This is a genomic window from Flavobacterium sp. WC2416, assembly GCF_041200095.1.
Lineage (GTDB): Bacteria > Bacteroidota > Bacteroidia > Flavobacteriales > Flavobacteriaceae > Flavobacterium.
On the sequence record NZ_CP165626.1, the window covers coordinates 1,204,242 to 1,229,953 of the forward strand.

Below are 25,712 nucleotides of genomic sequence, written 5' to 3' on the forward strand. Positions count from 1 at the left end.
GAATACTGTCTTAATTTAGGGAGGTTAATGATTAGTTTTTAGTTTTATTTTGTTGTAGAGACGCAAATTGCGTCTTTACATTATATCATTTCTGGTTTCATTCCTAAATCTTTCAAATGCTTAAAGTGCGCAATTACAGCTGAACGCATTGTTTTGTATTCGTAATAAGGAAGGTTGCACTCTTGTGCTGTTTCTTTTACGATTTTCGCAATTTTTCCGTAATGGACATGACTAATATTTGGGAAGATATGGTGTTCAATTTGGTGGTTTAATCCTCCAGTATACCAATTTACGATAGCATTTTTTGGAGCAAAATTAGTGGTAGTGAACAATTGGTGAATGGCCCAGGTGTTATCCATTTCGCCTAATTCATTTGGTGATGGATTAGTCGTTTCTTCTACAACATGTGCCAATTGGAATACAACACTTAGTATTAATCCAGCAGTATAATGCATTACAAAAAATCCTATTAATACTTTCCACCAAGTGATTCCAATAACAATTGGCAACACAATCCAGATAGAAACATAGATGATTTTTGTGATAATTAATGTGGTCCAAAGTATTTTTGGGCTCTTGGCTTCACCATAAGATAGTTTTCTTTTTAGGTAACTTCTCATTTGCTTGAAATCAGTTGTTAAAGCCCAATTAAAAGTAAGTAAGCCGTATAAAAAGACAGAGTAATATTGTTGAAAACGGTGGAAATTATGCCACTTTGCGTCTTTTGTAAAACGAATAATTCTTCCTGCATCTAGATCTTCATCATGACCGGGAATATTAGTATAGGTATGGTGCAGTACATTATGCTGTACTTGCCAGTTGTGAACATTTCCTGCCAAAACATAAATGGTTCCTCCCATAAATTTATTAACCCAACCTTTGTTAGAATATGAACCATGATTTCCATCATGCATTACATTCATTCCTACTCCGGCCATTCCTATTCCCATAACTATGGTTAATAGAAGGTGTGCCCAGAAAGGCATGTCTAATGTTAAAATCAAGAAGTAAGGAGCTAGAAAAACGGTAATAAGAATTATCGTTTTTAAATAAAGCCTCCAGTTTCCTGTTTTTTGGATGTTATTTTCCTTGAAGTAATTGTTCACCCGCGAGTTAAGTGTTCTGAAGAACTTCAGTTTATCTTGTTTTGCAAATGTAGGTGCAGTATTATTCATAAGTAATTGTAATAAGTTCCAAAGATAATTATTAAAATTTTCAACTCTGCAAAATTGAGTTAAATATTTCAGAGTTAAAAATAGTACTTTTGTTAAAAAATTAGAACGATGGATGAGATTATTAAGTATTTTCCTTATTTAACTGAGATTCAAAAAGAACAATTCGCAAAATTGGATTTTTTATATCACGATTGGAATGAAAAAATAAATGTTATTTCTAGAAAAGATATAGACGCTTTATATACTAAGCATATTTTGCATTCACTTGGAATTGCAAAAGTTATGAAATTTGAACCAGGAACTTTTGTTCTCGATGTGGGCACTGGTGGAGGATTTCCTGGAATTCCTTTGGCGATTCTTTTTCCTGAAACGCGTTTCTTTTTGATAGATATAATTGCCAAGAAAATAAAAGTAGTTCAAGGAGTTGTTGATGCATTAGAATTAAAAAATGTAAAAGCAGAACAATTACGTGCTGAAAATGTGAAGGGAGACTTTGATTTTATCGTAAGTCGTGCCGTTACGAATATGCCAGATTTTGTTTCTTGGGTGAAAACCAAAATAAAAAAGCAACAGAAACACGCTTTGAAAAACGGAATCTTATACCTTAAAGGAGGAGATTTAACCGAAGAGTTGAAGGATTTTCCTAAGGCAACAGAATATAATTTAGCCGACTTTTTTGAAGATGAATTCTTTGAAACCAAGAAGGTGGTGCATTTACCATTGAAGTTTGTGGTTTAATACAATGAATTAACATTATATTCGAAAATTAAATTCAGAAATAACTATCCCTACAAAGACTTTGTGTTTTTGTAGGGTTTCTTTTTTTATCCAAATTTTGTAACATTCGAAAGTTTCAACTGTCTTATTATTTAGCTGATAATTAAAACCGGAGAACAATGAAAAAAATATCTAGACGCACTTTTGTACATAATTTTGGTATTGGAGTTGGGGCAACAACAGTAATGGCATCATTGCCTTCATTTATGAGCTTGGCTGAAAATAATAGTGCCATTCATGACGAAAAAAAACTGAATATTGCTCTTATCGGATTGGGTCGTTATGCAGGATATTTAGCCGAGGGATTACAAGTTTCTAAATATTGTCGTTTAGCGGGAATTGTAACAGGAACACCTTCAAAAGCTGTAGATTGGGGAAAGAAATACAATATTCCAGAGAAAAATAAATACAATTATCAAAATTTTGATAGCATCATTCACAACAAAGACATTGATTTGGTCTATGTGGTTTTGCCTAATGCGATGCACAAGGAATATGTGATTAGGGCTGCAAAGGCAGGAAAACATGTTATTGTAGAGAAACCTATGGCAGTTACGGCTAGTGATTGTCAAGAAATGATTGACGCTTGCGAGAAAGCGGGTGTTCAATTAGCCGTTGGTTATCGTTTGCATTACGAACCGTATAATTTAGAGATGAAACGATTGGGTCAAGAAAAGGTTTTTGGTCAAGTGCGTTTAATAGAAACTTCTTTAGGTTATAATACAGGCGATACGATTGATTGGCATCAAAAAAAGGCATTGTCGGGAGGTGGGCCGTTGGTTAATTTAGGAATTTATTGCATTCAAGCGAGTCGTTATATACTGGGTGAAGAACCTATTTCGGTAACGGCGCAATTTGGCCCCATTACTAATAAAATTAAATATGCCGAGGTTGAAGAATCGATTACATGGCAAATGAATTTTCCAAGTGGTGCAGTTAGTAACTCCGCTAGTACTAATAATTGTGGAGTTGATAGGTTATTTGCATCGGCTGATGATGGTTTTTTTGAATTAAGTCCTGCTATAAGTTACGGACCATTTAAAGGGAGAACTAGTAATGGAGAATTGAATTTCCCTGAAATAAATCAACAGCAAACGCAACTTGATGAAATAGGAAAATTGATTTTAGAAAATAAAAAATTACCTAGTCATATTACTGGAGAAGAAGGAATAAAGGATGTCCGAATTATAGAAGCTATTTACGAAGCTGCCGAAACGGGCAAAAAAGTTTCTTTAAAATAAAAACCCACAAGAACACTATTGGTTCTTGTGGGTTTTGTTATTTTTAAAAGTACTTTGAACCTTTATATTTTGCGATCTATTCTCCCAAAAATGGGTATCTGTAATCAACTGGAGTAACAAAAGTTTCTTTGATAGTTCTAGGAGAAGCCCAACGCAATAAGTTCAATGGAGAACCTGCCTTGTCATTTGTTCCTGAAGCTCTTGCTCCACCAAATGGTTGTTGACCTACAACAGCACCTGTTGGTTTATCATTGATATAGAAGTTACCAGCAGCATTTTGTAATTTTACGGTTGCTACTTCAATTGCATAACGATCTTGACTGAAAACAGCTCCCGTTAATGCATATTCAGATGTAGTATCTACTAATTCCAGTGTTTCTTCCCATTTCGCATCTTCGTAAACGAAAATAGTCATTACTGGTCCGAATAATTCAGTTGCCATTGTGGTGTAATGAGGGTTTGTTGTTACGATAACTGTAGGCTCAATAAAATATCCCACTGATTTGTCGTAGTTTCCTCCAACGATGATTTCAGCATCTGCATCTTTTTTAGCTTGGTCAATAAAACCAGCTAATTTATCAAATGAACCTTCATGAATAACAGCTGTGATAAAGTTACCAAAATCTTCTGGAGAACCCATTTTCATTGATTTTACATCAGTGATAATTTGTTCTTTAATCGCTGGCCACAAACTTTGTGGTACATAAGCTCTAGAAGCTGCTGAACATTTTTGTCCTTGAAATTCGAAAGCGCCACGTACAATTCCAGTAGAAACTTGTTTCGCATTAGCGCTAGGGTGTGCAATGATAAAATCTTTACCACCAGTTTCTCCCACAATTCTTGGGTATGTTTTATAGTGGTGAATGTTTGTTCCAATTTTTGCCCAAATGTCTTTGAAAACATGAGTTGAACCTGTGAAATGCAATCCTGCAAAATCACGACTTGCAAGAACCGTATCCGTAACCATTAACGCATCACCAAAAACAACATTGATAACTCCATCAGGAACTCCTGCTTCTTTGAATACTTCAATAATAATTTGTGCTGAGAATACTTGGCTATCACTTGGTTTCCAAATCACTACGTTACCCATCATGGCAGCACTTGCAGGAAGATTAGCAGCAATTGCTGTAAAGTTAAATGGAGTAATCGCGTATACAAATCCTTCTAGGGGTCTGTATTCTAGACGGTTCCACATATCTGAAGTAGACGTTGGTTGATCTCCGTATATTTGAGTCATAAACTCTACGTTAAAACGTAAAAAGTCAATCAGCTCACAGGAAGCATCAATTTCTGCTTGGTGTATATTTTTAGATTGCGCAATCATTGTTGCAGCATTGATTCTAGCTCTGTAAGGTCCTGCAATTAGTTCAGCTGCTTTTAAGAAAATAGCTGCACGTTGTTCCCAAGCCATGTTTGCCCATGCTGTTCTAGATTCTAAAGCATTAGCAATAGCTTTCTCAACATGTGATTTTTCAGCAAGGTGGTATGTTCCTACAATATGTTTGTGGTCGTGAGGAGCCGACATGTTTTTTGTATTTCCAGTTCTAATTTCTTCGCTTCCAATATATAGAGGGACATCGATTTTAGAATTCCACATTTTAGTGTAAGCTGCTTGTACGGCTGCTTTTTCAGGTGAATTTGGTGCATACCCTTTTACTGGTTCGTTTACCGCTTTTGGTACGTGAAAAAATCCTTTTAGCATGATATTGTAATTTTTTAATCTGTTTAAATACAGATAAGATTAGACATTCAAAGATAGATAATTGCACTAAATGTTGCGAATAATTTATTGCACAACAAAAGTACAAAGGATAATTTAAAAAATTGATAAAGAAAGTATAAGAAAAACGAAATATATTCTAAAGAAACAAAATAGATTAATTTAAAGCAAATGGTGCACTTAATCTAAAGGTAGGAACAAATACTTTAAAGGTTTTTGTAGTAGTGAAATTAATCATATTGAAGTACCCTTTCATAGCTCCATAAGGCGAAGCTAAAAGACAACCAGAACTATACGTGTGAAGCTCACCAGGTTTTAAAACGGGTTTTTTTCCTATTATGCCTTCACCGTCAACTATTTCTATATCATTTAATGAATCAAAAATTTCCCAATGACGAGAAGTTAGTTGAACCGAATCCTTACTGTGGTTCTCAATTGTAATCTCGTAACTAAAGGCAAAATGAATCTTATAGTTTTTGAAGTAAGTGCCTTCAAAACTAGTCAAAACGGAAATTTTTATGCCTCTTGTAATTTGAGAAACCATCTTAAAGTATTTAATACGTGTTTAATAGCAACAAAATTACGAAATTTTGATTTTGTAGAGCTATTTTTCGCAATGTTTTTTAGTTTATGATGTTTATCGAACTAGCGGTTCCTTTGCCAATAACCTTGTCGTAGCGATCGGTATTTTCTCTGTAATATACTAAAACGGAGTAATTATTCTCGGTTTGATAAAAATTTCCATCTATTGCATTTTCATAATCGATGTTTCCTTTCGTATCAGATACTACATATTCATAATTGGTAAATCCTTGTTTTATTAGCAACGCTTTTTCATAAATCCCTTTTTTAGCATTGTAATCCATCTTGTATTCTGGGGCCAAACTATAGTTGTTGAACATCCCGTTGATGTAAATGTCTTTGTTTATTCTAAAAGTAGGTGCGGAAAGACTAAAATAAACCCATGCATAATCGGCTTCGATTTCATTATTTTCAGCATTGATATTACGAACTAGAAAACGACCATCTATATCTTCCCGTAAAGAGTAAGGGAAATTTGTTCGGGCGTTATTAGTATATAAATAGGCACCATAAATATCAGTGCTTGAATCCACATTAGCTACATTATTATTGGCCACTTTTATGTCTTTATTCTCAAAATATAAAAATTCATTTCCCGCCCAAAACTGGGTTTCCGTGTCGTATTTATAAATTAAATCGTTACCTATCGTATATTGAGGCACTATATTTTTAATAGCATTGTTCAACTTGTCATTTTGAAATAGTACTACTTTAATATTTTTTAAGGGATTTTGAAAGTTGATTGTAGTTGATTTTATAGAAAACTCTAGATTGTGTTTATATTCTAAATTGGCTACTGTTCGGGCTCTTTTTATTTGAATTGGAACGGTTACCAAGTCTTCGTAAAGAATAAATTTTCTAGAAAAAACAACTTCTTTATTTTCATTTAAAATCTTCAATATATAATTTCCGCTAAGTCGTAATTGTTGGGTGTATTGATTGGGAATGGAAAGATTGTAGTGAGAGTATATCTGTAAAGTATTAAAAGAATTACTGTAATCTTGAATTCTTTGGTTGTCGAATCCTAGTAAGTAATCGTTTTTTGGTATTTCTGAAGGTGCCCAATTGTAATCACAATGGATAATTTCATAGTAATAATCAGCTTCATTTCCGTATAAGTCATCAAATTGTAATTGAAACCCACTACCCAATTCAAAAACAGGAATTGTATTTTGATTATTTTGGATAAAAGAAACCGTCTTGATATTAAATGGGGGAGCAACTTCAGTTTCTACTTGAGCAGAAGCTGAGGTGATTATAAAAAGCAATATTATTTTTCGAAAAAAAGAGTAGAGCATGTTTTCTATAGTTGCTAGAATGTAAATATAAGAATTTAAGCCATACTAATAGCGTATCAAAGAGCATGCTAAACTATAAATAGTTTCCCCTTTTTACTTATTTGAAGCAAACTGGGATGATTTCTCCTTTAGCTAAACAGTATTTTTCTACTAATTCTAGTGCAATTGTATTGGTGTAATCTTCTTCGATTACTTTAAAACCAATGCTTCTTAACTTATCAAAATAATCCCGACCGTAAATACGTACATGATCGTATTGCCCGAAAATTTCAGCACGTTTTTTTTGATCTGTAATTGTATCGTCAGCAAAAGTTACCGCGCGTTTCAAATCTTGTGGGATTTGCAAAATAGCCATTCCGCCTGGTTTTAGTACGCGATACAATTCTTGCATGGCCTTTGTGTCATCCGGAATGTGTTCTAGAACATGATTACATAAAATAACATCGTACTGATTGTCCTCAAAAGGCAAATCACAAATATCTGCTTTTACATCTGCCAAAGGTGAAAATAAATCGGTTGTGGTGTAATCTAGATTTTTTTGGTTTCTAAACAATTTATAAAATGCTTGTTCAGGAGCAAAATGCAAGACTTTTAATGCTGAATTCATTTCAGTATCTCGTAATTTAATTCTGTTTGTATTTGTAACAGAGGAACCTGAAACGAGTTCAGGTTTAAAAAAATCAGTCTTTTCATTTAAGTACAACCATAATAAACGGTGTCTTTCTAAAGAAAGCGTACTTGGCGAAAGAACATTATTTCGTTGCGTTCCATACCCATACGGCAAGAAAGTTTTAAAACTTTTTCCGTCAATAGGATCAGTAAAAGCAGTTCCTTTTAAGGCCAAAGCCAAAACAGGTCTCGCTACATAACTTAAACGAATAAGAATAGGACGAGGGATGGTATTGAGTACGAGTTTGAATAGTTTTTTCATATTTATTTCGCAAGAATCTTTGTAAAAAAGTTTAAGTTTTACTTCAATGACCTTAAATGTCTTAAATGGTAAGTTATTTACAAACCATATAAGACATTTAAGGCCATATAAGTTTTTAATAAATTCGGATTTATATTTTATAAAACTAATGGCACTTTTCTAAATTCATCTTCTTCATTACTCACAATGCCTAATGCTTGATATACATAAGCAAACGTAGAAAGGATCTCTGGTTTGCCATCAATTAAAGCCACATCATGTTCAAAATGAGCACTTGGTTTCCCATCAGCAGTTAAGATTGTCCAACCGTCTTTTAATTGTTTGATATTTCTAGTTCCTAAATTAATCATAGGTTCAATAGCAACAACCATTCCTTCGACAAACAGTTTTCCGCGACCGCGTTTTCCGTAATTAGGCATCTCAGGATCTTCATGCATTTTTTGCCCTAAACCGTGTCCTACTAATTCGCGAACCACACCATAACCATGAGATTCTGTATATTTTTGGATAGCATTTCCAACATCTTCCACACGATTCCCAGCTTTAAATTCGCGGATACCTACGTACAAAGATTCTTTGGTAACTTGTAATAATTTTTTTGTTTCAGGAGAAACTTCACCTATTTCAAAAGAATAAGCGTGGTCTCCGTGGTATCCATTTTTAAATGCACCACAATCAACAGAGATAACGTCACCACTTTCTAAAGGCGTATTATTTGGAATTCCGTGTACCACTTGTGCGTTCGGACTCATACATAATGAGTTTGGAAAACCATATAAACCAAGGAAACTAGGCACAGCACCATGATCACGAATGAATTCTTCGGCTAATTTATCTAAATGTAATGTAGTTACTCCTTCTTTGATTTCAGAAGCAATCATTCCTAATGTTTTCGATACGATTAAGGCACTTTCGCGCATTAACTCAATTTCTTCACGGGATTTAACTATAATCATATTTTCTAATTTTCAGTTGGCAAAAGTACGATTTTTAAATTATTTAATCAGGATTGGCCATAATTTTAAAAAGTTCAGCATTTGAGTTAAAATATCTGTTTTCTAAAGCTATTGAAGCCAGCTGAGCACTGATCAAACTGTTCTCTCTACTGTTTATTAAAAACAGTGAGCTTTCGCCAAAAGTAAACAAGCGTTCCTCTGATTTTAGCATCACAGTATAATCTTCGGCCAGTGTTTTAATAATTTTATTTTGTTTTTCCAGAGACTGAATTTCTATTTTTTGAGCACTTATTTTATTCGAAAGTTGCACGCGTTCTAGATTCAAAGTAAACTCCGATTCCTGAATTTTGTATTGTGCTAGTTTCAAACTCCCGCGTTCTTTTCGTAAAAACAAAGGAAAATAAAAGTTCAAACCAATTTTATAATTTTCAAATTGATAGTTGTCAATATAACTGGGTTCAGCGATATAAGAATAACCCACGTCAATTTTTGGCAGTAGCATATTCGCTTTTAGCTTTTTTTCCACAGTCAAAATTTCGATTTTGTTTTCAAGCGCATTAATTTTCGGGTGATTGTCCAATGTGAAATCAGAATTCACTAAATCATTTGTTTTTAATGTTTTTTGAATACTAGCATCCACAGCTGTTTCTGGAATAAGACTATCAGCTAATTCTAGCGGAATCGAATTTTCTAACCAAAGAAAGTTAGATAACTCTAGCTTGGCTTTGTTCAATTTTAATTTAGAGTCCTCCAGATTAAGCAGTCTGTTTTTTACGCTAATTCCAGCCTCGATACTGTCTATAGCACGTTTATCACCTGCTTTTATCAATGCTTTTATACCGTTGAAACGAATTTGTGCATTGCTGCTGTAGGTTTCGTATAGTTTAACTTCATTATAGGTTTTCTTCCAGTTAAAATAGGCGATAGAGGCATCATACAAAACAGCGATTGCTTGTAATTTTCGTTCAGCTTGGCTCAGTTTCAACTGAATTTTTGCCTTGCGTACATCGGCCATTCTTTGATTGATAAACAAACCTTGTCCTAGTGGCACCGTGATTCCTAAAGAGGTTAAACCTTGGTTAGGCACTGTGTTTTCAGGATTTAAGTAAATTCCGTCATTGTTGTCAAAACCCGCTTTTATTTCGATTCCGTACCAAGTAGGGATTTTAAAACTGCTGTTTAGTATTGAATAATATTCTTTGTCTTTAAATTGTTTTTCTTTAAAATCAACTTCAATTTTCGGGTCAAATCCACCGCGTGCCATCATCAAATTAGCTTGTGCTTTATTGATTTCTAAGTTGGCTGTTTTTACTAGTGGATGGTATTTCTTGACATAGCCCAAAAACTCATTATAAGTAAACTCTTTGTAAGAGTTATCGTTTGGGGATTGTCCAAAAGCAACACATCCAAAGAATAGAAAAAGGATAAGAAGTTGTTTCATTATTTTTTTTCTTTAACTGTTTTTACGTCTGTTTTATAATAATTTGGTGGAAACCCATTTAAAATTCTCCATACTTCAAACCAGATAGGCACGGTGTCTAGTAAGGCAATAGTTTCGGCACCTGAACCAATACTTATTTTTTTAGGCCAAGGAGCTTCTTCTTTGTCTGGAGCAATTAGAATTCGGTATTTTCCATTGTCACTAATGAAGTTTTCGATAGCAACAATTTTGCCGCCAAAAGTTCCATAAGAAACATCAGGCCAACCTGAGAAAACGATTGTTGGCCATCCATCAAACCAGACTCTCACTTTTTCCCCTCTATTAATTAAGGGCAAATCTATTGGGTCAACATACGTTTCAACGGCAATGTCGTACTGTGCTGGCATAATGCTCACAATAGGCGTTCCTTCTTTTACTGTTTGGCCTATTCCTGCTTGTAACACTCTGTTTACATAACCACTTTGTGGTGCTTTGATATAGTACATTCCGTTTCTAATACTATAATTTGCATATTGATTTTCTAATTTATTTACTTGTGCTTCGGTATCAAATTGATTGCTCATAGCCGTGTATTGATCGCTTTGTGCTTTGGATACTTTCTCCGCGTATTCAGCAGTAATACGGTTGGTTTCTACTTTGGAATTGATATATTCATTTTTACTAGTTAGGAATTTATTTTCCTGAGTAATAATTTTAGCTTCTACTTCTTGAAGTTTCAATTTTTTATCCTCGACATCAGTCAGTGGTTTAAGACCTTCTTTATTCAACTGTACGGCACGATCAAACTGCGTATTTGCAATCTTAAGTTGGGTTTTTACCGCTACTAAATCCATACTATCACTTTTTATTTTTAAAAGCGACTGTTTGATTTTGTTTTGTGCTTGTTCTAATTTTAGTTTTTTTTCACTTTCAATATTCTGAATTTGACCTGTCATGGTTTTTACTTTAGAACCATATGACTCCAGAGACAATTTCTTAGCATTAACTTGTTTTTGAGTATTAGCCACTAAATTTGGGTCCATATAATCCTCTTTAATTTCAGATATGAAAAGGATAGTATCCCCTTTATTGACAAAATCGCCTTCTTGCACGTACCAGTTTTCTATTCGACCTGAGATAACACTTTGTATTGATTGCGGTCTTTGGTTGGGCTTTAAAGTAGTCACAGCCCCAGAACCTGAGATGTTTTGCGTCCAAGGAAGGAATAGAATTAATATTCCCAAAATAAAAAACAAGACGATGATTTTGTTTAAAATCTTTGAATTCGAATTCAAGTTCAGGTTTTTAATTGTATTGAATTTTTTTAAACTCGGTGAATTCGTTTTGTTATTGTCAGATATGTTTAGCATAACCTATAGTGTTTTTGAGTCGTGTTGAATACGTCCGTTTTGCATGATGATTTCTCGATTGCATTTAGTTTTCCAATAAGGGTTTTTAGAGGATACAATAATGGTCCATTGGTTTTCTTTGGCAGTAATAAAATCAATAGTTTCATTGGCTACTTTTTCATCCATAGTGTCGGTTGGATCCTCATAAAATAAAATTCTCGGTTTATGAATGATGCTTCTGGCCAACAGTATTTTTTGAGCATTCGATGATGAAAGTTGTCTTCCTTCCGGGAAAATTTTTGTTTCTAAACTTTCTGGTAGTGATTTAATGTAGGATGTTAATTGTAGCCCGTCAATTGCCCACTTTAAATCTTCTTGACTGATTGAGTCATCGTTAAAAGTGATGTTTTCATGGATCGTTCCTTCAAATGGAGTTTCGCCATAAATAACACTTCCTATTTGAGAACGGTATTGTTTCAAATCGATTTTTTTGAATGTATCATCGTTGATGTAAAAACTTCCAGTTGTAGGTTTTATTAGTCCCGATAAAATTCGGATTAATGTTGATTTACCTGAGCCGTTTTCTCCGTTGATTACAATGCGTTCACCCTGTTCAATTTTCAAAGAAATGTCATTCAGAATTGTATTTTTAGAATCCGGAAATTTGAATTTTACTTTTTCAGTTTCTAAAGTGATATCTGCATAGCAGAAATTAGTATTTTCGGTATCAAACTCTTCTTCTAAACTCAAGTCAGCTACTTGACCTATTTTCTCAACCGAGGTTAGTACATCATAAAATGTTTCAAGACCAAGAATGATTTTTTCTACTGAGTTTATTACTAATAATATGATAATTTCGGCGGCAACGAATTGCCCTATATTCATTTGTTGCGATACTACTAGAAACCCGCCTATAGAAAGTAAACTCGCTGTGATTATAATTTTGAAAATAATTAATTGAGTAAATTGTCTTTTGATAACATTAAAATGTTTTTCACGATAGTTTAAATATTCACTTACTAACTGATCGTTTTTTTGAAGACCATAATCAAAGTTGAGTTGGTTTCTAAAACTATAATTATTTCGAGCCATTTCTTGTAGCCATCCTGCTACTTTATATTTATTTTTTGATTCTTTTAAACTGGTTTCTAAACCTGATTTATAGGAAAGTTTAAAGATGAAGTAAAGCAAAATAATTAACATTATTCCAAATACTATAAAATAAGGATGGTATAACGATAGAAGAATAACACCAAAAGCAATTTGTAGTAAAGCCGCCGAAAAGTCAATTAGTAATTTTGATGTACCTTTTTGAATGGTCATTGTATCAAAAAAACGATTGGCTAATTCTGGGGGATAGGTATTGTACAGTTCTTCAAATTTAATTTTAGGTAATCGAACGGCAAATTCAAATGAAGAACGAACAAATATTTTTTGTTGTAAGTTTTCTGTAATTCGCAATTGCATTAAAGATAGAATTCCAACTAGTGCTACACCCATTACGACTAGAAATATCAATACAATCCAAGAGACACTTACGCGACCCGATTGTATAAAATTAATAATAGCCTGAATGCCTAAGGGAAGTGATAAACTGATTAGTCCAGCAAAAATGGCATAAAAAAATAGTTGGGTAATGTCTTTTTTGTCAAGTGCTAATAAGTTGTAAAAGCGTTTTAGTGGAGTCATGGCCTTTTTATTTTTTTAAAATAGTTGTGATAAGATGAATGTAAAAGTCAGTTGGGCTTATTTTTTCATTACAGTTTGTAATTGTTGTCAAGTGATCTTTTAAAAAATGCTGATGGAGTGCACCTTCTATTATATTTGAAGCTAGGCTTTTTGCAAATGGATAATCAGGATTTACTTCAATGATTAAATTAACAATTCTATTAATTACTCTTTTGTAAATTAAAAAGAACCCTACTTTGTTCTCTTCATCTACTTCTTTAGTATGAAGTGTTTTTGTGAATTCAGAAATGATTATTTTATTTAAAATTAATTCATTGATGTGTTCTGTTTTTTCATCATCCTCAATTTTTTCAGTTACAACTGTGATCGCTTTTTTGAGTTTTTCAAATGGATCTTCAATATTATTTGTGGCAAAAAACAATTTATATTCCATCCAACTCCAGTACCATGAAGAAAGATAAACCAGTAATTTGTGTTTGTTTTCAAAATAGCGGTAAATAGAGCTTTCATTCGAGCCAATTTTTTCTCCTAATTTTTTAAAAGTGAAATTGTCAAAACCAATCGCGTCTATCAAAAGGATACTTTCTTGAATAATTTTTTTACCCAATTTTGATGTTTCTGGATCTTTTACATAGATGTTTTCGTTCACTTGTATTTTAATAGACGCGATCAAATCCTTCATAACTAATATTATTTAGTGCAAATATAATAGTAATACTATCAAAAACAATATTTTTCACATAAAAAAAGGCTATCCAAATAGAATAGCCTTTAATATTTAAATTTAATATGCTTTTTTACAACAATGAATGTTGAGTCATAACTGCTGGTTTTTGAATCCCCATTAATTCTAGAATTGTTGGAGCAATGTCACCTAAAACACCATCGTGAACTTCTTTTAATTCCTTATCAACTAAAATAAAAGGAACTGGGTTAGTAGTGTGAGCTGTATTTGGACTTCCATCAGGATTAATCATTGTTTCGCAATTCCCGTGATCTGCAATTACTAAAATAGTATAATCGTGAGCTAAAGCGGTCGTGATTACTTTTTCGACACATTTATCAACTGCTTCACATGCTTTGATAGCCGCTTCCATAATTCCTGTATGACCTACCATGTCGCCATTGGCAAAATTAAGACATACAAAATCTACATCTCCTTTTTCTAACTCTGGAATCAAGGCATCAGTTAATTCAAAAGCACTCATTTCAGGTTGCAAATCATACGTTGCTACCTTTGGGGAGTTTCGTAAAATTCTGTGTTCTCCTCTAAAAGGAATTTCTCTTCCTCCTGAAAAGAAAAAAGTAACGTGAGGATACTTTTCTGTTTCAGCAATTCTAATTTGAGTTTTATTGTTTTTTTCTAAAACTTCACCAAGTGTTTCGGTAATGTTGTCTTTATTGTAGACTACTTTTACATTTTTGTAGGTTTCGTCATAATTTGTAAGAGTTACATAGTACAAATTTAATTTATGCATGTTTTCTTCATGGAAATCTTGTTGAGAAAGTGCTTCGGTCAATTCGCGACCTCTATCTGTTCTAAAGTTGAAGAAAATAACAACGTCGTCTTCTTGAATAGTTGCTAGTGGTTTGTCATTATCATCAACCATGACAATTGGGTGAATAAATTCATCCGTTACTTCATCTTGGTAGCTTTTTTCAATACTTACTATAGCATTTTTTGAGGGTGTTCCTTTTCCATTAACTAATAAATCATAAGCTAATTTTACTCGTTCCCAACGCTTGTCTCTGTCCATCGCATAATAGCGTCCAATAACTGAAGCTAATTTTACAGTGGTGTTGGCAATATAGTTTTCTAAATCTTGAATGTATTTTTTTCCTGATTTAGGATCAACATCACGCCCATCAGTAAATGCGTGAACAAATACTTCTTGTAAACCGTAATCTTGTGTGGCATCAATCAATCCGCGTAGGTGAGAGGTATGAGAGTGAACACCACCATCAGAAACTAATCCTAAAAAGTGTACTTTTTTGTGGTTGTCTTTTGCGTATTGAAAAGCATCTTTGAGTACTTGTTCTTTTGCTAATGTTTTATTGGCTACAGCCAAATTAATCTTAGCTAAATCTTGGTATACAATTCTTCCGGCACCGAGGTTCATATGACCTACTTCGCTATTTCCCATTTGTCCTTCTGGAAGACCAACATGAAGGCCATCAGTTCTAAGTTGGGCGCTTGGGTAATTTTTGTAAAGACTGTTTATAAAGGGTACATTAGCATTGTCGATTGCAGATACTTTTGGGTCAGGAGATTTTCCCCAACCGTCCAAAATCATTAGTATAACTTTTTTGTTCATTTCGATTTATTTTAAACAAAGATAAAGTATTTCTAAAAATGTTCGGACTAATCTAAAAGACTATTATACATTCCTTACGGAACATTAACAAATAAAGTTGATTTTGTTGTAGAACAAAGTCTGTTTCTTACGCTTGATGTGTTTTATGATTTGCGTTTTAAGCTATTGTAATCAATAAAGTATTTTACACTAATTGAAAAAGTATGGCTTAATGCGTCATTATTCAATAAATTCGTAATGTTCTTTTCGAAGTTTTTATTGATAGTATCTTCAAAATTAGCAGCATTATTTCGATATAAAACAGAAACTTGACTACCAGGTGCAAACCACCAAGAGTACGATAAGTCAAAATTCCAAGAATAAAAACTAGAGTTCTTATTGGTAGTGTAATTAGTATAGTCAACTAGTCTTCCGTTTTGTTCTAATGACAAAAAGTTATTATTTTCAGCATAAGACCAGTATTGGCGAACAGCTAAATCGAAATTCATTTTGCTACTAATGGAGTATTTTCCAGAAACAGTGTTAGAGTACGTGACTACGTTTCTATTTGCAAAAATAATGGTTTCGGGTGTTCTACTGTTTAAATCATCATCAATGCTGTCTACGAATCCTTTATTATTGTTTTTTCTTTGGAAATAAAAGTTATAACTCATGGAAAATTTATCATTAAAACGATATCTAGGTCCTAAAGAAACTTCAAAAGTGTTTCTTTTTGTTTCATTAAAAATGGCATAATAAGGATTAAAATCAAATGCGAATTTGTTATTGTAATTTGAGGATATGTACAACCAAGCATTATACCTTTGTGGAAGAATTACATATCTGTTTTCCGTCCTAGCTTCATAGAAATCATAAGATTCAAGAGGACTTATATTAGTTCCAAAACCAAGATAATGATTTTTCTTGTTATTCAGATTTAGGTTTAAATTAATGTTGTTGCCTTGAATTTTACCCGTTTCTTTATGAAACTGAGTGTACATATTGTAGTTGATTCTAAAGCTGTTGAAGTGTTTAGTAGGGTTTAAAATTCTATAGTTAGCATTTCCGTAAATCGAATAATAATTAGTTTCAAAATTAATGCCTAAGTCATTATTATCGTAGTCTTTTGTTACTAAATCTGCACCAAAACTATATCTATATTTGCCGCTTGTCTCAGCAAAATTTAAAGTAGTAGCGATTCCTTTTTTATCCTCAAGATTATTTACAAAACTACTTTTAAAATTTCCAGAAAGGTTATAGGTGTTTTTCTTAGTGTTTAAATCCCAAACCAATGCCGATACATTTGCATCGCGAAAATTTCCGTTTCGAGTCACGTTAGTATTAATAAAAGAAACTGACGAATTTTTTCTAAAGCGCTGGTCTAATACGAGTACATTGTAATTTGTTAACGGTTCCACTTCGATTCTGCGAGTTTCATTGTTTACTGTGTTCTCAATAGTAGCATACGTTTTTTCGGTAACTGCATTTAAAAATCCAATTCCTAGTCCGTTTTTTGTTCTTCCAGAAACTTTTAAAGCGTTGATTAAGTTTACGCTTGAAGGGTTGTCTTTAATTACTTCATTTTCAGTAGTGGTTGGGTAAACTGTAGGTCTTCCGCCAATTCTTCTAGAATAAAGCAAGTCACCTTTACTAAATAGGTCAGTGCCTTCTGTGAAAAAAGACCTGTTCTCGTTGAACTGCTGTTCAAATGGACCTAGATTTAAAATCTTGTCGTCATATTTTGTTTGTCCAAAATCAGGAACTAAGATGGCATCGAGGGTAAAAGCATCATTAATCCCGTATTTAATATCTAGTCCACCTTTGAGTGTACCAATTGTTTTTTGTTGTGCATTTGCATTGACATAAAAAGAAGAGTACGGTAAAAGGAATAAACGAGTAGGAGGTTTTATATTTTCAATTCCCTCAAGAACTCCAGATTGTTGTGTAAAGGTGCCTTCTTTAGAGTCAATATAATTCCAAGTGTACTTTTGACGGTCTCGCTTAATTTCTCTAAAAAAATTAAGGCCCCATGTCTGTTTGTTTTCTCCTGAGAAGCGCAATGCAGCGTAAGGGATGCGCATTTCAACTACCCAACCAAAATCAGTAATTAAAGCTTTGCTTTTCCAAATCGCGTCCCAAGAATAGTCTTCTCCATTTGCATCTGTGGTAATGCAATCAGCTTGACCATCAGAAGCGCATACATAAAATTGAAAATCTTGTTGTCCGTCATTAAAGCCATTTATAAAAACACCAAATAAATCTGATGTTCCAAATTCGTCTCTTTTGGATATTTCTTTTAATATTTTATTGGGCTCGTCATCATATAATGTAGCGGCTATGTAAACAGCATCATTATCATAAATTACTTTGACTATAGTTTTTTTGTTCTCAGGAATTGGTTTTCCATTGTCTGGTTCAAACATAACGAAATTATCAGCTACGGGAGTTGTCTCCCAGATGCTTTCATTGAGTTTACCGTCAATAATAATGTTATTTGAAGTAATAAATGTCGTTTTTAAGACTTTTTTTTGGCTGAAGCCAAAAATAGAAGCCATTAAAAAAAATATCAAAAGTTGATTTTTCATGAAATTGTTTAATGTTGAAACAAAAAGATAAAACCAATTTTAAAACTATAGTAAATAGTACTTTAATTAGGTTTGTATAGTAGACTAAAGTAAGGGTCTATTGTTACAGTTTATATTAAAAAAATATTAAAATTTATTTTTAACTCTATTGTAATCAATGAAATAACGCAGACTTATTGATAAAATGTTAGTCATGTTGCTATTAAAAACATTTTTCAAATTGGTGGTAAGGCTTTTTTCGACAATACTTGCGCTTTCTTGAGAATAATTACGATACAAAATGGATAATTCGCTACCTGGAGCAAACCACCAAGAGTAGGCAAGGTCAAAATTCCAAGAGTTGAAATTTCTATTTTTATTTAGAGAATAAGTATTATTAGGCGTTAGATAGCCATTATCTTGTAAAGTTAAAAATTTGTGATTTTCAGAGTAGGACCAATAATAGCGAGCGGTTAGATTAACGGTCATTTTGTTGTTAATTGCATACTTCCCTGAAATGTCATTTTGCAAAATCTCTCTGTCTCGTTGTCCAAAAATAATGTCGTTATTATCAAACCCCACCCAGCCGCGGTCATTTTTTTTATTAGTATAATCTAAAATGCAAGAAAGAGATAATTTATCATTGAATCTATAGTTTGGTCCTACAGCTATTCCATAAGTGATTCTTTTATTTTGATCGTATACAGCGATACTTGGAGTAAAGTCAAAAGTAAAAGCGTTATTTTTATTAAATTCAACTCCAAAATAAGAGGTGACTCTTTTAGGTATTTGTACATATCTTCCTCCAACTCTGGGTTCGTAGAAATCGAATGTCTCAACAGGAGTTGCTACAATGGCAAACTCAAGATAATCGTTCTTTTTTGTAGTCGCTTTAAAGACCGTTTTATACCAGGCTTCTTGCAGTTTTCCTGTAGTATTTTGAATTTCTAAATTCAATTCTTGTTCAACTTTAAAGGTATTAAAATATTTTGTAGGATTTAAAATTCTATAACTTCCATTGGCGTAAGCATTATGATAGTTAGTGTAAAAGACGATTCCAAGATCATTCACATCATAATTTTCTGATATGTATTTTCCTGAGAGTAAATACCTGTATTTCCCACTCGTTTTCGCAAAATTCAAAGAGGTTTTGTATCCATTATAATCAACTACATCGTTTATGGTACTGTATTTATAGTCTCCATATAAATTATATGTATTTGCTTTTGTGCTTAAATCAAATACTAAAGCAGAAACATTGGCGTCTCTAAAGCTTCCATTACGCGTCGTGTTTGTGTTAACAAATGAAACTGATGAGTTTTGATTGAAACGTTGATCCAGAACGAGGATATTGTAGTTTGTTAATGGCTCAATAACTTCTTTTCTTGTTTCTTGGGTATCAGTGTTTTGAATTGTAGCAAAAGTTTTTTCGGTTAATGCATTTAAAAAACCTATTCCTAAACCTTTTTCGGTTCTACCAGAAATTTTTACGGCATTGATTAAGTTGACAGAATTTGGATAGTTTGTGACTTCTTCTGCATCAGTTGTTGATGGATAAGTGCTTGGCGCTCCACCAATTCTTCGAGAATAAAATATATTTCCAATATTAAATAAGTTAGTACCTTCAGTAAAAAAAGGACGATTTTCATCTAATTTTTGTTCAAAAGGTTCTAAATTTAAAATGGCATTATCGAATTTTGTCTGACCAAAATCGGGGACTAAAATAGCATCTAAAGTAAAGGCGTCGTTAATTCCGTATTTTATGTCTAATCCAGCTTTCACTGTTCTGTCAGAGGTGTAGTTGTCTTGTTGGTAATACGCCGAAGTGTAGGGAATAAAGAAAAGACGTGTTGGTGTTTTAATGTTTTCAATACCTTTCAAAACTCCGGCTTGCGTAATCACGGCTCCAATTTTAGTATCAACATGATTCCAAGTGTATTTTTGGGCATCTCGTTTAATTTCGCGCATAAAATTTAAACCCCAAACTTGTTTTTTGGCTCCAGAGAACCGCAATGCAGCGTAAGGAATTTTCATTTCTACTACCCATCCAAAATCAGTTATTTTGACCTCGCTATCCCATATAGCATCCCAAGAAAAATCTTCATTACCTTCGGTTGCAAGACAGTCCATTTGTACTCCGGCTGCACTTACATAAAAGCGAAAGTCTTGTTGACCATCATTAAAACCATTTATAGATACTGAAAAATGGTCTGAAACTCCAAAAACATCTCTATTGGTTATCTCCCTTTGTATTTTGTCAGGTTCATTATCGTATAAAACCGCCGAGACGTAGATGGCATTATTATCGTATACTACTTTTACTTCGGTTCTTTTATTATCGCTGATTGGTTTCCCATTATCAGGCTCAAACATTACGAAATCTGTTGCAATATCTTCATCCTTTGCCCAAGCTTCTTCATCTATTTTTCCATCAATAGTAATGTCTTCTAAAATTGCTTTTGCATTAAGTACTTTTTTCTGACAATAAGCGTTTAAACTAAAGAAAACTATAGTGAGTAGTGTTAAAGGGTATGATTTATGCATAAATTAAGAATATGGTTAAGCAAAAATAACATTTTTAACACAAAAAGCAAATACAATGTGATTTTAAATGTAATCTTTTGTTTACAAATAATATATTAAATTTTCTACTTAATTTTTTTTTCAACAAATTTTGAGTATATTCGCAATCCCAAATAAATTACATAACATAATTAAAATCAATGATTTATAAAATATTTCCTACTGTGCTTCTTGTTGTCTTATCATTAATTTCAACTAATGAGTTCTTTAATGAAACTCATAATATTAAAAGAACGGAAGCGGTTAAATCTATCAAAACAAATTCTGAAACTAGTGAAGAGCTCGTTTATAATAATTTGAATTCCAACCATTTTTCTTTGCCTAAACTAGAAAGTTTTGTTGAAGCTTTAAAAGGTTTTTATCTTTTAAAAGAGAAAGGATTAGTAAGTAAAAATATATTAACGCTCATCGACTTCAGCCTGTCTTCCAATTCAAAGAGACTTTGGGTTATAGATTTAACTACAAATACAATCCTATACAATTCGCTTGTGGCGCATGGCCGTAATACGGGTGATGAATTTGCAACAAGCTTTTCAAATTCGGCAGAATCCTATAAAAGCAGTTTGGGTTTTTACGCAACAGGGGAGATATACAATGGCAAACATGGTAAATCTTTAAAATTGGACGGTTTGGAAAAAGGGATTAATAGTAATGCTAGAGAAAGAGCTGTTGTTATTCATGGAGCGCAATATGTTTCGAATTCATTTATTCAAAACAATAAAAGATTAGGAAGAAGCTTAGGTTGCCCAGCAATTCCTTTGGAATTAACAAATGAGATCATTCAAACAATTAAAGATAAATCATGTCTGTTTGTTTATTATCCTTCAAAAGCATACAAAATAGCATCTAAATTAGTGATGTAAATATTTTAAAAATAACTTATAAAGCCAATCAGAATTTATTTTGATTGGCTTTTTTTATAAAAAGGGAATGACTCCTAGAGATTTCCGATTTATAAAAAGACCAAATTTTACTTTAATTAATAAGTTTCTTGATCTAAACCGAGAAGTTGACTATTGATTTTTATTCTCGAACTGGTTGATATCTGTCAGTTTTGGTATTCAAAAGTGTTATTTTTTTATTGAAGGGTATGTTTGTTTGGAATTATAAAGCTGTAACAATTTAATTTTAAATTGGTTATGTTGCGGTTGAATTTTTTATAAAAAAATCATTAAAAAAACTTGCTACAAAGTGAACTTATTATCTATATTTGCACCACAGTAATGCGAAAGTAGCTCAGTTGGTAGAGCTCCAGCCTTCCAAGCTGGTTGTCGCGAGTTCGAGCCTCGTCTTTCGCTCTTTAAAGCCGAAACTTTATGTTTCGGCTTTTTTATTAGAACTTAAAAGCATTTTTTTGTTCTAAAAAATTTAAAATAAAACGAGTTTAAATTTTTTATAAAAAAACTTGTGTTCGTGTAAATTAATTTATATATTTGCACCCTGTTAATGCGAAAGTAGCTCAGTTGGTAGAGCTCCAGCCTTCCAAGCTGGTTGTCGCGAGTTCGAGCCTCGTCTTTCGCTCTTAAAAGCCGAAACATTTTATGTTTCGGCTTTTTTATTTGATATCGCTTATATCGCTTTGGCTTTCTATTTCTTCTGAAGCTTGATTTTGTCTAAAAAGAATTCCTTTCAAATTACCTTTCAGGATGATTTTTGAACCTTTTACGTCTAGCCAGCTTCCTTCTCTTAATCCTAAAACAGGAATTGAATTATAAGCATGAAATTCTTTTATTCGAGTCTCTCTAGTTTCACCCATATGTTTGGACTGTAAATCTGGATCTAAATAATGCGCATTTATATTAAATGGAATTAATCCTGTCGTTTGAAAGCTTGGTGGATATACAATAGGCATGTCATTGGTGTTTTGCATGCTTAAACCACAAATGACGCTTCCAGCACTTGTGCCTAAATAGGGAATCCCTTTTTTGACCGCTTGACTAAGCACAGTCATGATATTGTTTTTGTATAATTCGTTAACCAATACAAAAGTACTTCCGCCACCAGTAAAAATCCCTTCTGCATTTTCAATTGCCGAAATTGGATTTTGAAATTCATGTATTCCTTTTACGTTTATATTTATTTTAGAGAATGCAGCTGCTGCTTTGGCTGTGTATTCATCGTGAGAAATACCACTTGGTCTGGCATAGGGAATGAAAAGAATGGTTTTGCAATCTTGAAAATGTTTGCTCAATTCAGGTAATAAATATTCTAAATAGTCTCCCCCGTGAAGTGTTGATGTACTTGCGATTATTATATTTTTCATTTTTTTATTGAATTTTATATGCTAAAGGTATAAAATCAGACTTCGAATTGGACTTAATTTTTATTAACATTTTTTTACCATGTCCTTAGTAATTAATTTGGAACACATTAAGATACTTTTACAACTTATCAATAATTATGGTTATTACAAATACAATGAATAAATTAGGATGTATCTTTTTTGTTTTATTTGCAACAGCTGGATTTGCTCAAGAATCTATTTGTACGGAATTGAAAGGAAAGGTAAATGCAGATATGTCTAATTTGGAAGGGATTTATGTTATAAATTTAAAAATAGAAAAAGCTGTAATTACGGATCAACAAGGTTATTTTTCCATTAAAGCGATTGTAGGAGATACTTTAATGTTTTCTTCGATTCAGTATAAAGGATTGAAAATTGCTTTAACTAAAGATGATTTTAATAAAAGACTTTTCTTTGTTAAGATGGTTCCAGTTATGAATCAATTAAACGAAGTTGTGATTAAAAGATACAATAATATCAATTCGAGGTCCTTGGGTATTATTCCTGAAAATCAAAGATCGTATACAGAAGCAGAACGTAAATTAGCAACAGCAAGTTCAGGAAAATTGAACCCGATGGGATTTGATCCCATACTTAATTTTATTTCGGGCCGAACTGCTATGCTAAAGAAAGAAATTCAAATTGAAAAGAAAGAAATGTATTTAGTAATGTTGGACGAGATGTTTGATGAAGATCAATATGTTGGGAAATATAAAATTCCTTCAGATTATGTAAAAGGCTTTCAATATTATGCAGTTGACAACGATAAATTCACCAAAATTCTAGATCAAAAAAATAAAACAACCATTGAATTTTTATTAGGAGAACTAGCATCAAAGTATAAAGAAATAATTGCCTGTGAGAACGAATAATACTTTCTTATTTTTTATCTGTTTGTTTACTCAAATTATTTTTGGTCAAGTTTCCAATGAAAAAAAAATTCACGGCCTAATTACTGCAGATTCGACTTCGGTTGAAGGGATAAATATTGTCAATCTAACAACGGATAAAGCGACCTCTTCTAATAAAGATGGTGTGTTTCATCTTTTTGTAAAAGATGGGGATCTTTTAGCTTTTTCTGCTGTAAATCTCGTAACTTTACGTAGAAGGATATCTAAAGAGGACATTTTAAAAGAAAATGTAAGTGTTAAAATGCTAGCCAATAGTATTCCGTTAAAAGAGGTTGTGGTAAATGAAAACTCACAAATCAATGCCGAAAATCTTGGAATAATTCCTGAAGGGCAAAAAAAATATACCCCTGCCGAAAGAAAATTATACACCTCAAGATCGGGATTGTTAGATAGGCCTTTAAACTGGATGTCTGGAAGAACTGCAATGTTAAAAAAAGAAGTTGCAGTAGAATATAAGGAGCAACTCATGAATAAACTAGAGTATCTATTTGAAGATAAATATTATATAGAGACTTTAAAAATTCCTGAAGAATACATTAAAGGATTTCAATATTATTGTGTTGAAAACACCGATTTTGCAGCGGCACTGAAGTCTAAAAATAAAACATTATCTATGTTTTTGATTATTACTTTAGCAGAAAAATATAATAAAATTATAACCGATGAAAACTAAAATAGGGTTAATCTTTTCAGTATTATTTTTTCAGGTTTGCTTTGCGCAAAATGAAACTAGAAAACCGTTACATGGACAGGTAGTAAACGACTCGTTAACTTTAGAAAGTGGGTATGTGTTAAACATTAACTCACAAACACGGACTTTTATTAATGCTAATGGTTTGTTTGATATTTTGGCAAAGCCAAAAGATACTTTGTTATTCTCAAGCTTAGCCTTTCAATCTAAAAAAATTGTATTGACTGAAAAAAACTGTCAAGAACGACTCTTCTTAGTGCAAATGGATTTAGTAAATAATGAATTGAAAGAAGTAGTTGTTTCTAATGGGTTAAAAGTAAATAGTTTAGGTGGCGGGTCACAGCGATTTGTAGACAAAAAGTTTTTTGATGATGAGAAATCATCGCCTAAAAACCGATTAATGCCAGCAGATGGGACTATAGAGAATGGAATGGATTTTGTTCGTATTTTTAAAGATTTTAAAAAAATCCTAAGAAAAAAAGAGGAAGTTAAAGAAGATTTTATTTCAGATGTTGCTTTCTCAGAATATGTAAAAATTAATTTCAGTCCCTCTTTTTTCTCTAAAGATTTAAGTTTAAAAGAGGATGAGGTGGAATTGTTCTTGCTTTATTGTTCGAATGATGCTGCTTCGAAGAAGTATTTGAAACCGGAAGACAGATTCATGTTAATGGATTTTTTGATTACTAAAAACAAAGAGTTTAAAAGAATTGCTACTTTTGGAAAATGAAAAAAAGAACTTTATACCTTTTTGTTGGATTTTTAATATTGACTTTGTCGTCTTTTGCTGCTCATAAATTTTATATGGGTATCTATCAGATTAATTATGCACCCGAAAAGAAAATGTTACAAATTACTTCTCGTATTTTTCTTGATGATTTAAATAAGACATTGGAGAAAAAATACAAAAAGCAACACTTCCATATTGGGACTAATCAAGAGACGTCTGAAGAACTAGAGTTGTTTAAAAAATACCTTGGGGAGAATTTCTCGGTTAAAGTCAATGGGCAATCTAAACCAATGAATTTTTTAAGTAAAGAAGTGGAAGACGATGTGTTAATTTGTTATTCTAATATCAAAGGAATTTCAAAAATCAGTACACTTGAAATTTATAATTCTGTTTTGATGGATTGGAGCTCTGAACAGCAAAACATTACACATATTACGGTGCTTGGAACCAAAAATAGCATTCTTTTTACAGAATCTTCAAGGAATGGAATGTTAAAATACTGATTAAAGGACGGTTT

General features: G+C 32.6%; 21 protein-coding genes and 2 tRNA genes. 9 read left to right on the plus strand and 14 right to left on the minus strand.

Annotation, left to right across the window (positions count from 1 at the left end):
* Positions 1 to 80: 80 nt before the first annotated feature.
* On the minus strand, positions 81 to 1,175 hold the full coding sequence (locus tag AB3G39_RS05000; RefSeq protein ID WP_369766154.1) for a fatty acid desaturase: 1,095 nt from the start codon (positions 1,173 to 1,175) through the stop codon (positions 81 to 83).
* Positions 1,176 to 1,283: 108 nt separating this feature from the next.
* On the opposite strand from AB3G39_RS05000, the gene rsmG reads away from it, so the two are divergent.
* Both rsmG and AB3G39_RS05010 read left to right on the plus strand, forming a co-directional pair.
* A complete protein-coding gene (gene rsmG / locus AB3G39_RS05005) occupies positions 1,284 to 1,913 on the plus strand; it encodes a 16S rRNA (guanine(527)-N(7))-methyltransferase RsmG (protein WP_367772015.1) in 630 nt (209 codons plus the stop codon).
* Positions 1,914 to 2,071: 158 nt separating this feature from the next.
* On the plus strand, positions 2,072 to 3,193 hold the full coding sequence (locus AB3G39_RS05010; RefSeq protein ID WP_369766155.1) for a Gfo/Idh/MocA family protein: 1,122 nt from the start codon (positions 2,072 to 2,074) through the stop codon (positions 3,191 to 3,193).
* 76 nt (positions 3,194 to 3,269) lie between these two features.
* On the opposite strand, the gene pruA is transcribed toward AB3G39_RS05010, so the two are convergent.
* The 12 genes from pruA to AB3G39_RS05070 all read right to left on the minus strand — a co-directional run bounded on the left by pruA (position 3,270) and on the right by AB3G39_RS05070 (position 20,543).
* On the minus strand, positions 3,270 to 4,898 hold the full coding sequence (gene pruA / locus AB3G39_RS05015) for an L-glutamate gamma-semialdehyde dehydrogenase (protein WP_367772012.1): 1,629 nt from the start codon (positions 4,896 to 4,898) through the stop codon (positions 3,270 to 3,272).
* Between the two features lie 175 nt (positions 4,899 to 5,073).
* Positions 5,074 to 5,460 carry a Co2+/Mg2+ efflux protein ApaG gene (apaG, locus tag AB3G39_RS05020; protein WP_367755152.1) on the minus strand — a complete coding sequence of 129 codons (387 nt, stop codon included), beginning with the start codon at positions 5,458 to 5,460 and terminating at the stop codon, positions 5,074 to 5,076.
* Between the two features lie 79 nt (positions 5,461 to 5,539).
* Positions 5,540 to 6,796 carry a DUF5103 domain-containing protein gene (locus AB3G39_RS05025; protein WP_369766156.1) on the minus strand — a complete coding sequence of 419 codons (1,257 nt, stop codon included), beginning with the start codon at positions 6,794 to 6,796 and terminating at the stop codon, positions 5,540 to 5,542.
* Positions 6,797 to 6,893: 97 nt separating this feature from the next.
* A complete protein-coding gene (locus AB3G39_RS05030; RefSeq protein ID WP_367772008.1) occupies positions 6,894 to 7,727 on the minus strand; it encodes a class I SAM-dependent methyltransferase in 834 nt (277 codons plus the stop codon).
* A 137-nt stretch (positions 7,728 to 7,864) separates the two neighbouring features.
* Positions 7,865 to 8,683, minus strand: a complete 819-nt coding sequence (gene map / locus AB3G39_RS05035; protein ID WP_367755146.1) for a type I methionyl aminopeptidase — start codon at positions 8,681 to 8,683, stop codon at positions 7,865 to 7,867.
* A gap of 43 nt (positions 8,684 to 8,726) precedes the next feature.
* Positions 8,727 to 10,124: a TolC family protein gene (locus tag AB3G39_RS05040; protein ID WP_369766157.1), complete on the minus strand. Its 1,398-nt coding sequence runs from the start codon at positions 10,122 to 10,124 to the stop codon at positions 8,727 to 8,729.
* Positions 10,124 to 11,473 carry an HlyD family secretion protein gene (locus AB3G39_RS05045; RefSeq protein ID WP_367755142.1) on the minus strand — a complete coding sequence of 450 codons (1,350 nt, stop codon included), beginning with the start codon at positions 11,471 to 11,473 and terminating at the stop codon, positions 10,124 to 10,126. Before AB3G39_RS05045 ends, AB3G39_RS05040 begins: the two co-directional genes overlap by 1 nt.
* Positions 11,474 to 11,476: 3 nt before the next feature.
* On the minus strand, positions 11,477 to 13,141 hold the full coding sequence (locus tag AB3G39_RS05050; protein WP_367772005.1) for a peptidase domain-containing ABC transporter: 1,665 nt from the start codon (positions 13,139 to 13,141) through the stop codon (positions 11,477 to 11,479).
* 7 nt (positions 13,142 to 13,148) lie between these two features.
* A complete protein-coding gene (locus tag AB3G39_RS05055; protein ID WP_367772003.1) occupies positions 13,149 to 13,823 on the minus strand; it encodes a TetR/AcrR family transcriptional regulator in 675 nt (224 codons plus the stop codon).
* 115 nt (positions 13,824 to 13,938) lie between these two features.
* Positions 13,939 to 15,456: a 2,3-bisphosphoglycerate-independent phosphoglycerate mutase gene (gpmI, locus tag AB3G39_RS05060; RefSeq protein ID WP_367755136.1), complete on the minus strand. Its 1,518-nt coding sequence runs from the start codon at positions 15,454 to 15,456 to the stop codon at positions 13,939 to 13,941.
* Between the two features lie 143 nt (positions 15,457 to 15,599).
* Complete coding sequence (locus AB3G39_RS05065) at positions 15,600 to 18,020, minus strand: DUF5916 domain-containing protein (RefSeq protein WP_369769719.1); 2,421 nt, start codon at positions 18,018 to 18,020, stop codon at positions 15,600 to 15,602.
* Between the two features lie 126 nt (positions 18,021 to 18,146).
* Positions 18,147 to 20,543, minus strand: a complete 2,397-nt coding sequence (locus AB3G39_RS05070; RefSeq protein WP_369769720.1) for a DUF5916 domain-containing protein — start codon at positions 20,541 to 20,543, stop codon at positions 18,147 to 18,149.
* Between the two features lie 179 nt (positions 20,544 to 20,722).
* Here AB3G39_RS05070 and AB3G39_RS05075 point away from each other — a divergent pair, with 179 nt between their 5' ends.
* The 3 genes from AB3G39_RS05075 to AB3G39_RS05085 all read left to right on the plus strand — a co-directional run bounded on the left by AB3G39_RS05075 (position 20,723) and on the right by AB3G39_RS05085 (position 22,103).
* Entirely contained in the window at positions 20,723 to 21,445 is a 723-nt protein-coding gene (locus AB3G39_RS05075) for a murein L,D-transpeptidase catalytic domain family protein (protein ID WP_369769721.1), read from the plus strand.
* 362 nt (positions 21,446 to 21,807) lie between these two features.
* Positions 21,808 to 21,880: transfer RNA gene (locus tag AB3G39_RS05080), tRNA-Gly, on the plus strand.
* Positions 21,881 to 22,030: 150 nt separating this feature from the next.
* Positions 22,031 to 22,103, plus strand: a tRNA-Gly gene (locus AB3G39_RS05085).
* Between the two features lie 34 nt (positions 22,104 to 22,137).
* On the opposite strand, the gene pepE is transcribed toward AB3G39_RS05085, so the two are convergent.
* On the minus strand, positions 22,138 to 22,845 hold the full coding sequence (pepE, locus tag AB3G39_RS05090; RefSeq protein WP_367771996.1) for a dipeptidase PepE: 708 nt from the start codon (positions 22,843 to 22,845) through the stop codon (positions 22,138 to 22,140).
* Between the two features lie 155 nt (positions 22,846 to 23,000).
* On the opposite strand from pepE, the gene AB3G39_RS05095 reads away from it, so the two are divergent.
* From AB3G39_RS05095 to AB3G39_RS05110, 4 genes are read left to right on the plus strand one after another with little or no spacing between them, the layout of a single operon-like run.
* The gene (locus AB3G39_RS05095; protein ID WP_369769722.1) at positions 23,001 to 23,738 is read left to right on the plus strand and encodes a hypothetical protein; all 738 of its coding nucleotides are present in this window, start codon (positions 23,001 to 23,003) and stop codon (positions 23,736 to 23,738) included.
* On the plus strand, positions 23,725 to 24,450 hold the full coding sequence (locus AB3G39_RS05100; RefSeq protein ID WP_369769723.1) for a hypothetical protein: 726 nt from the start codon (positions 23,725 to 23,727) through the stop codon (positions 24,448 to 24,450). The genes AB3G39_RS05095 and AB3G39_RS05100 overlap by 14 nt, the downstream gene beginning before the upstream one ends.
* On the plus strand, positions 24,440 to 25,195 hold the full coding sequence (locus tag AB3G39_RS05105) for a hypothetical protein (protein ID WP_369752536.1): 756 nt from the start codon (positions 24,440 to 24,442) through the stop codon (positions 25,193 to 25,195). Before AB3G39_RS05100 ends, AB3G39_RS05105 begins: the two co-directional genes overlap by 11 nt.
* Entirely contained in the window at positions 25,192 to 25,698 is a 507-nt protein-coding gene (locus AB3G39_RS05110; protein WP_369752535.1) for a DUF6702 family protein, read from the plus strand. Before AB3G39_RS05105 ends, AB3G39_RS05110 begins: the two co-directional genes overlap by 4 nt.
* Positions 25,699 to 25,712 lie beyond the last annotated feature (14 nt).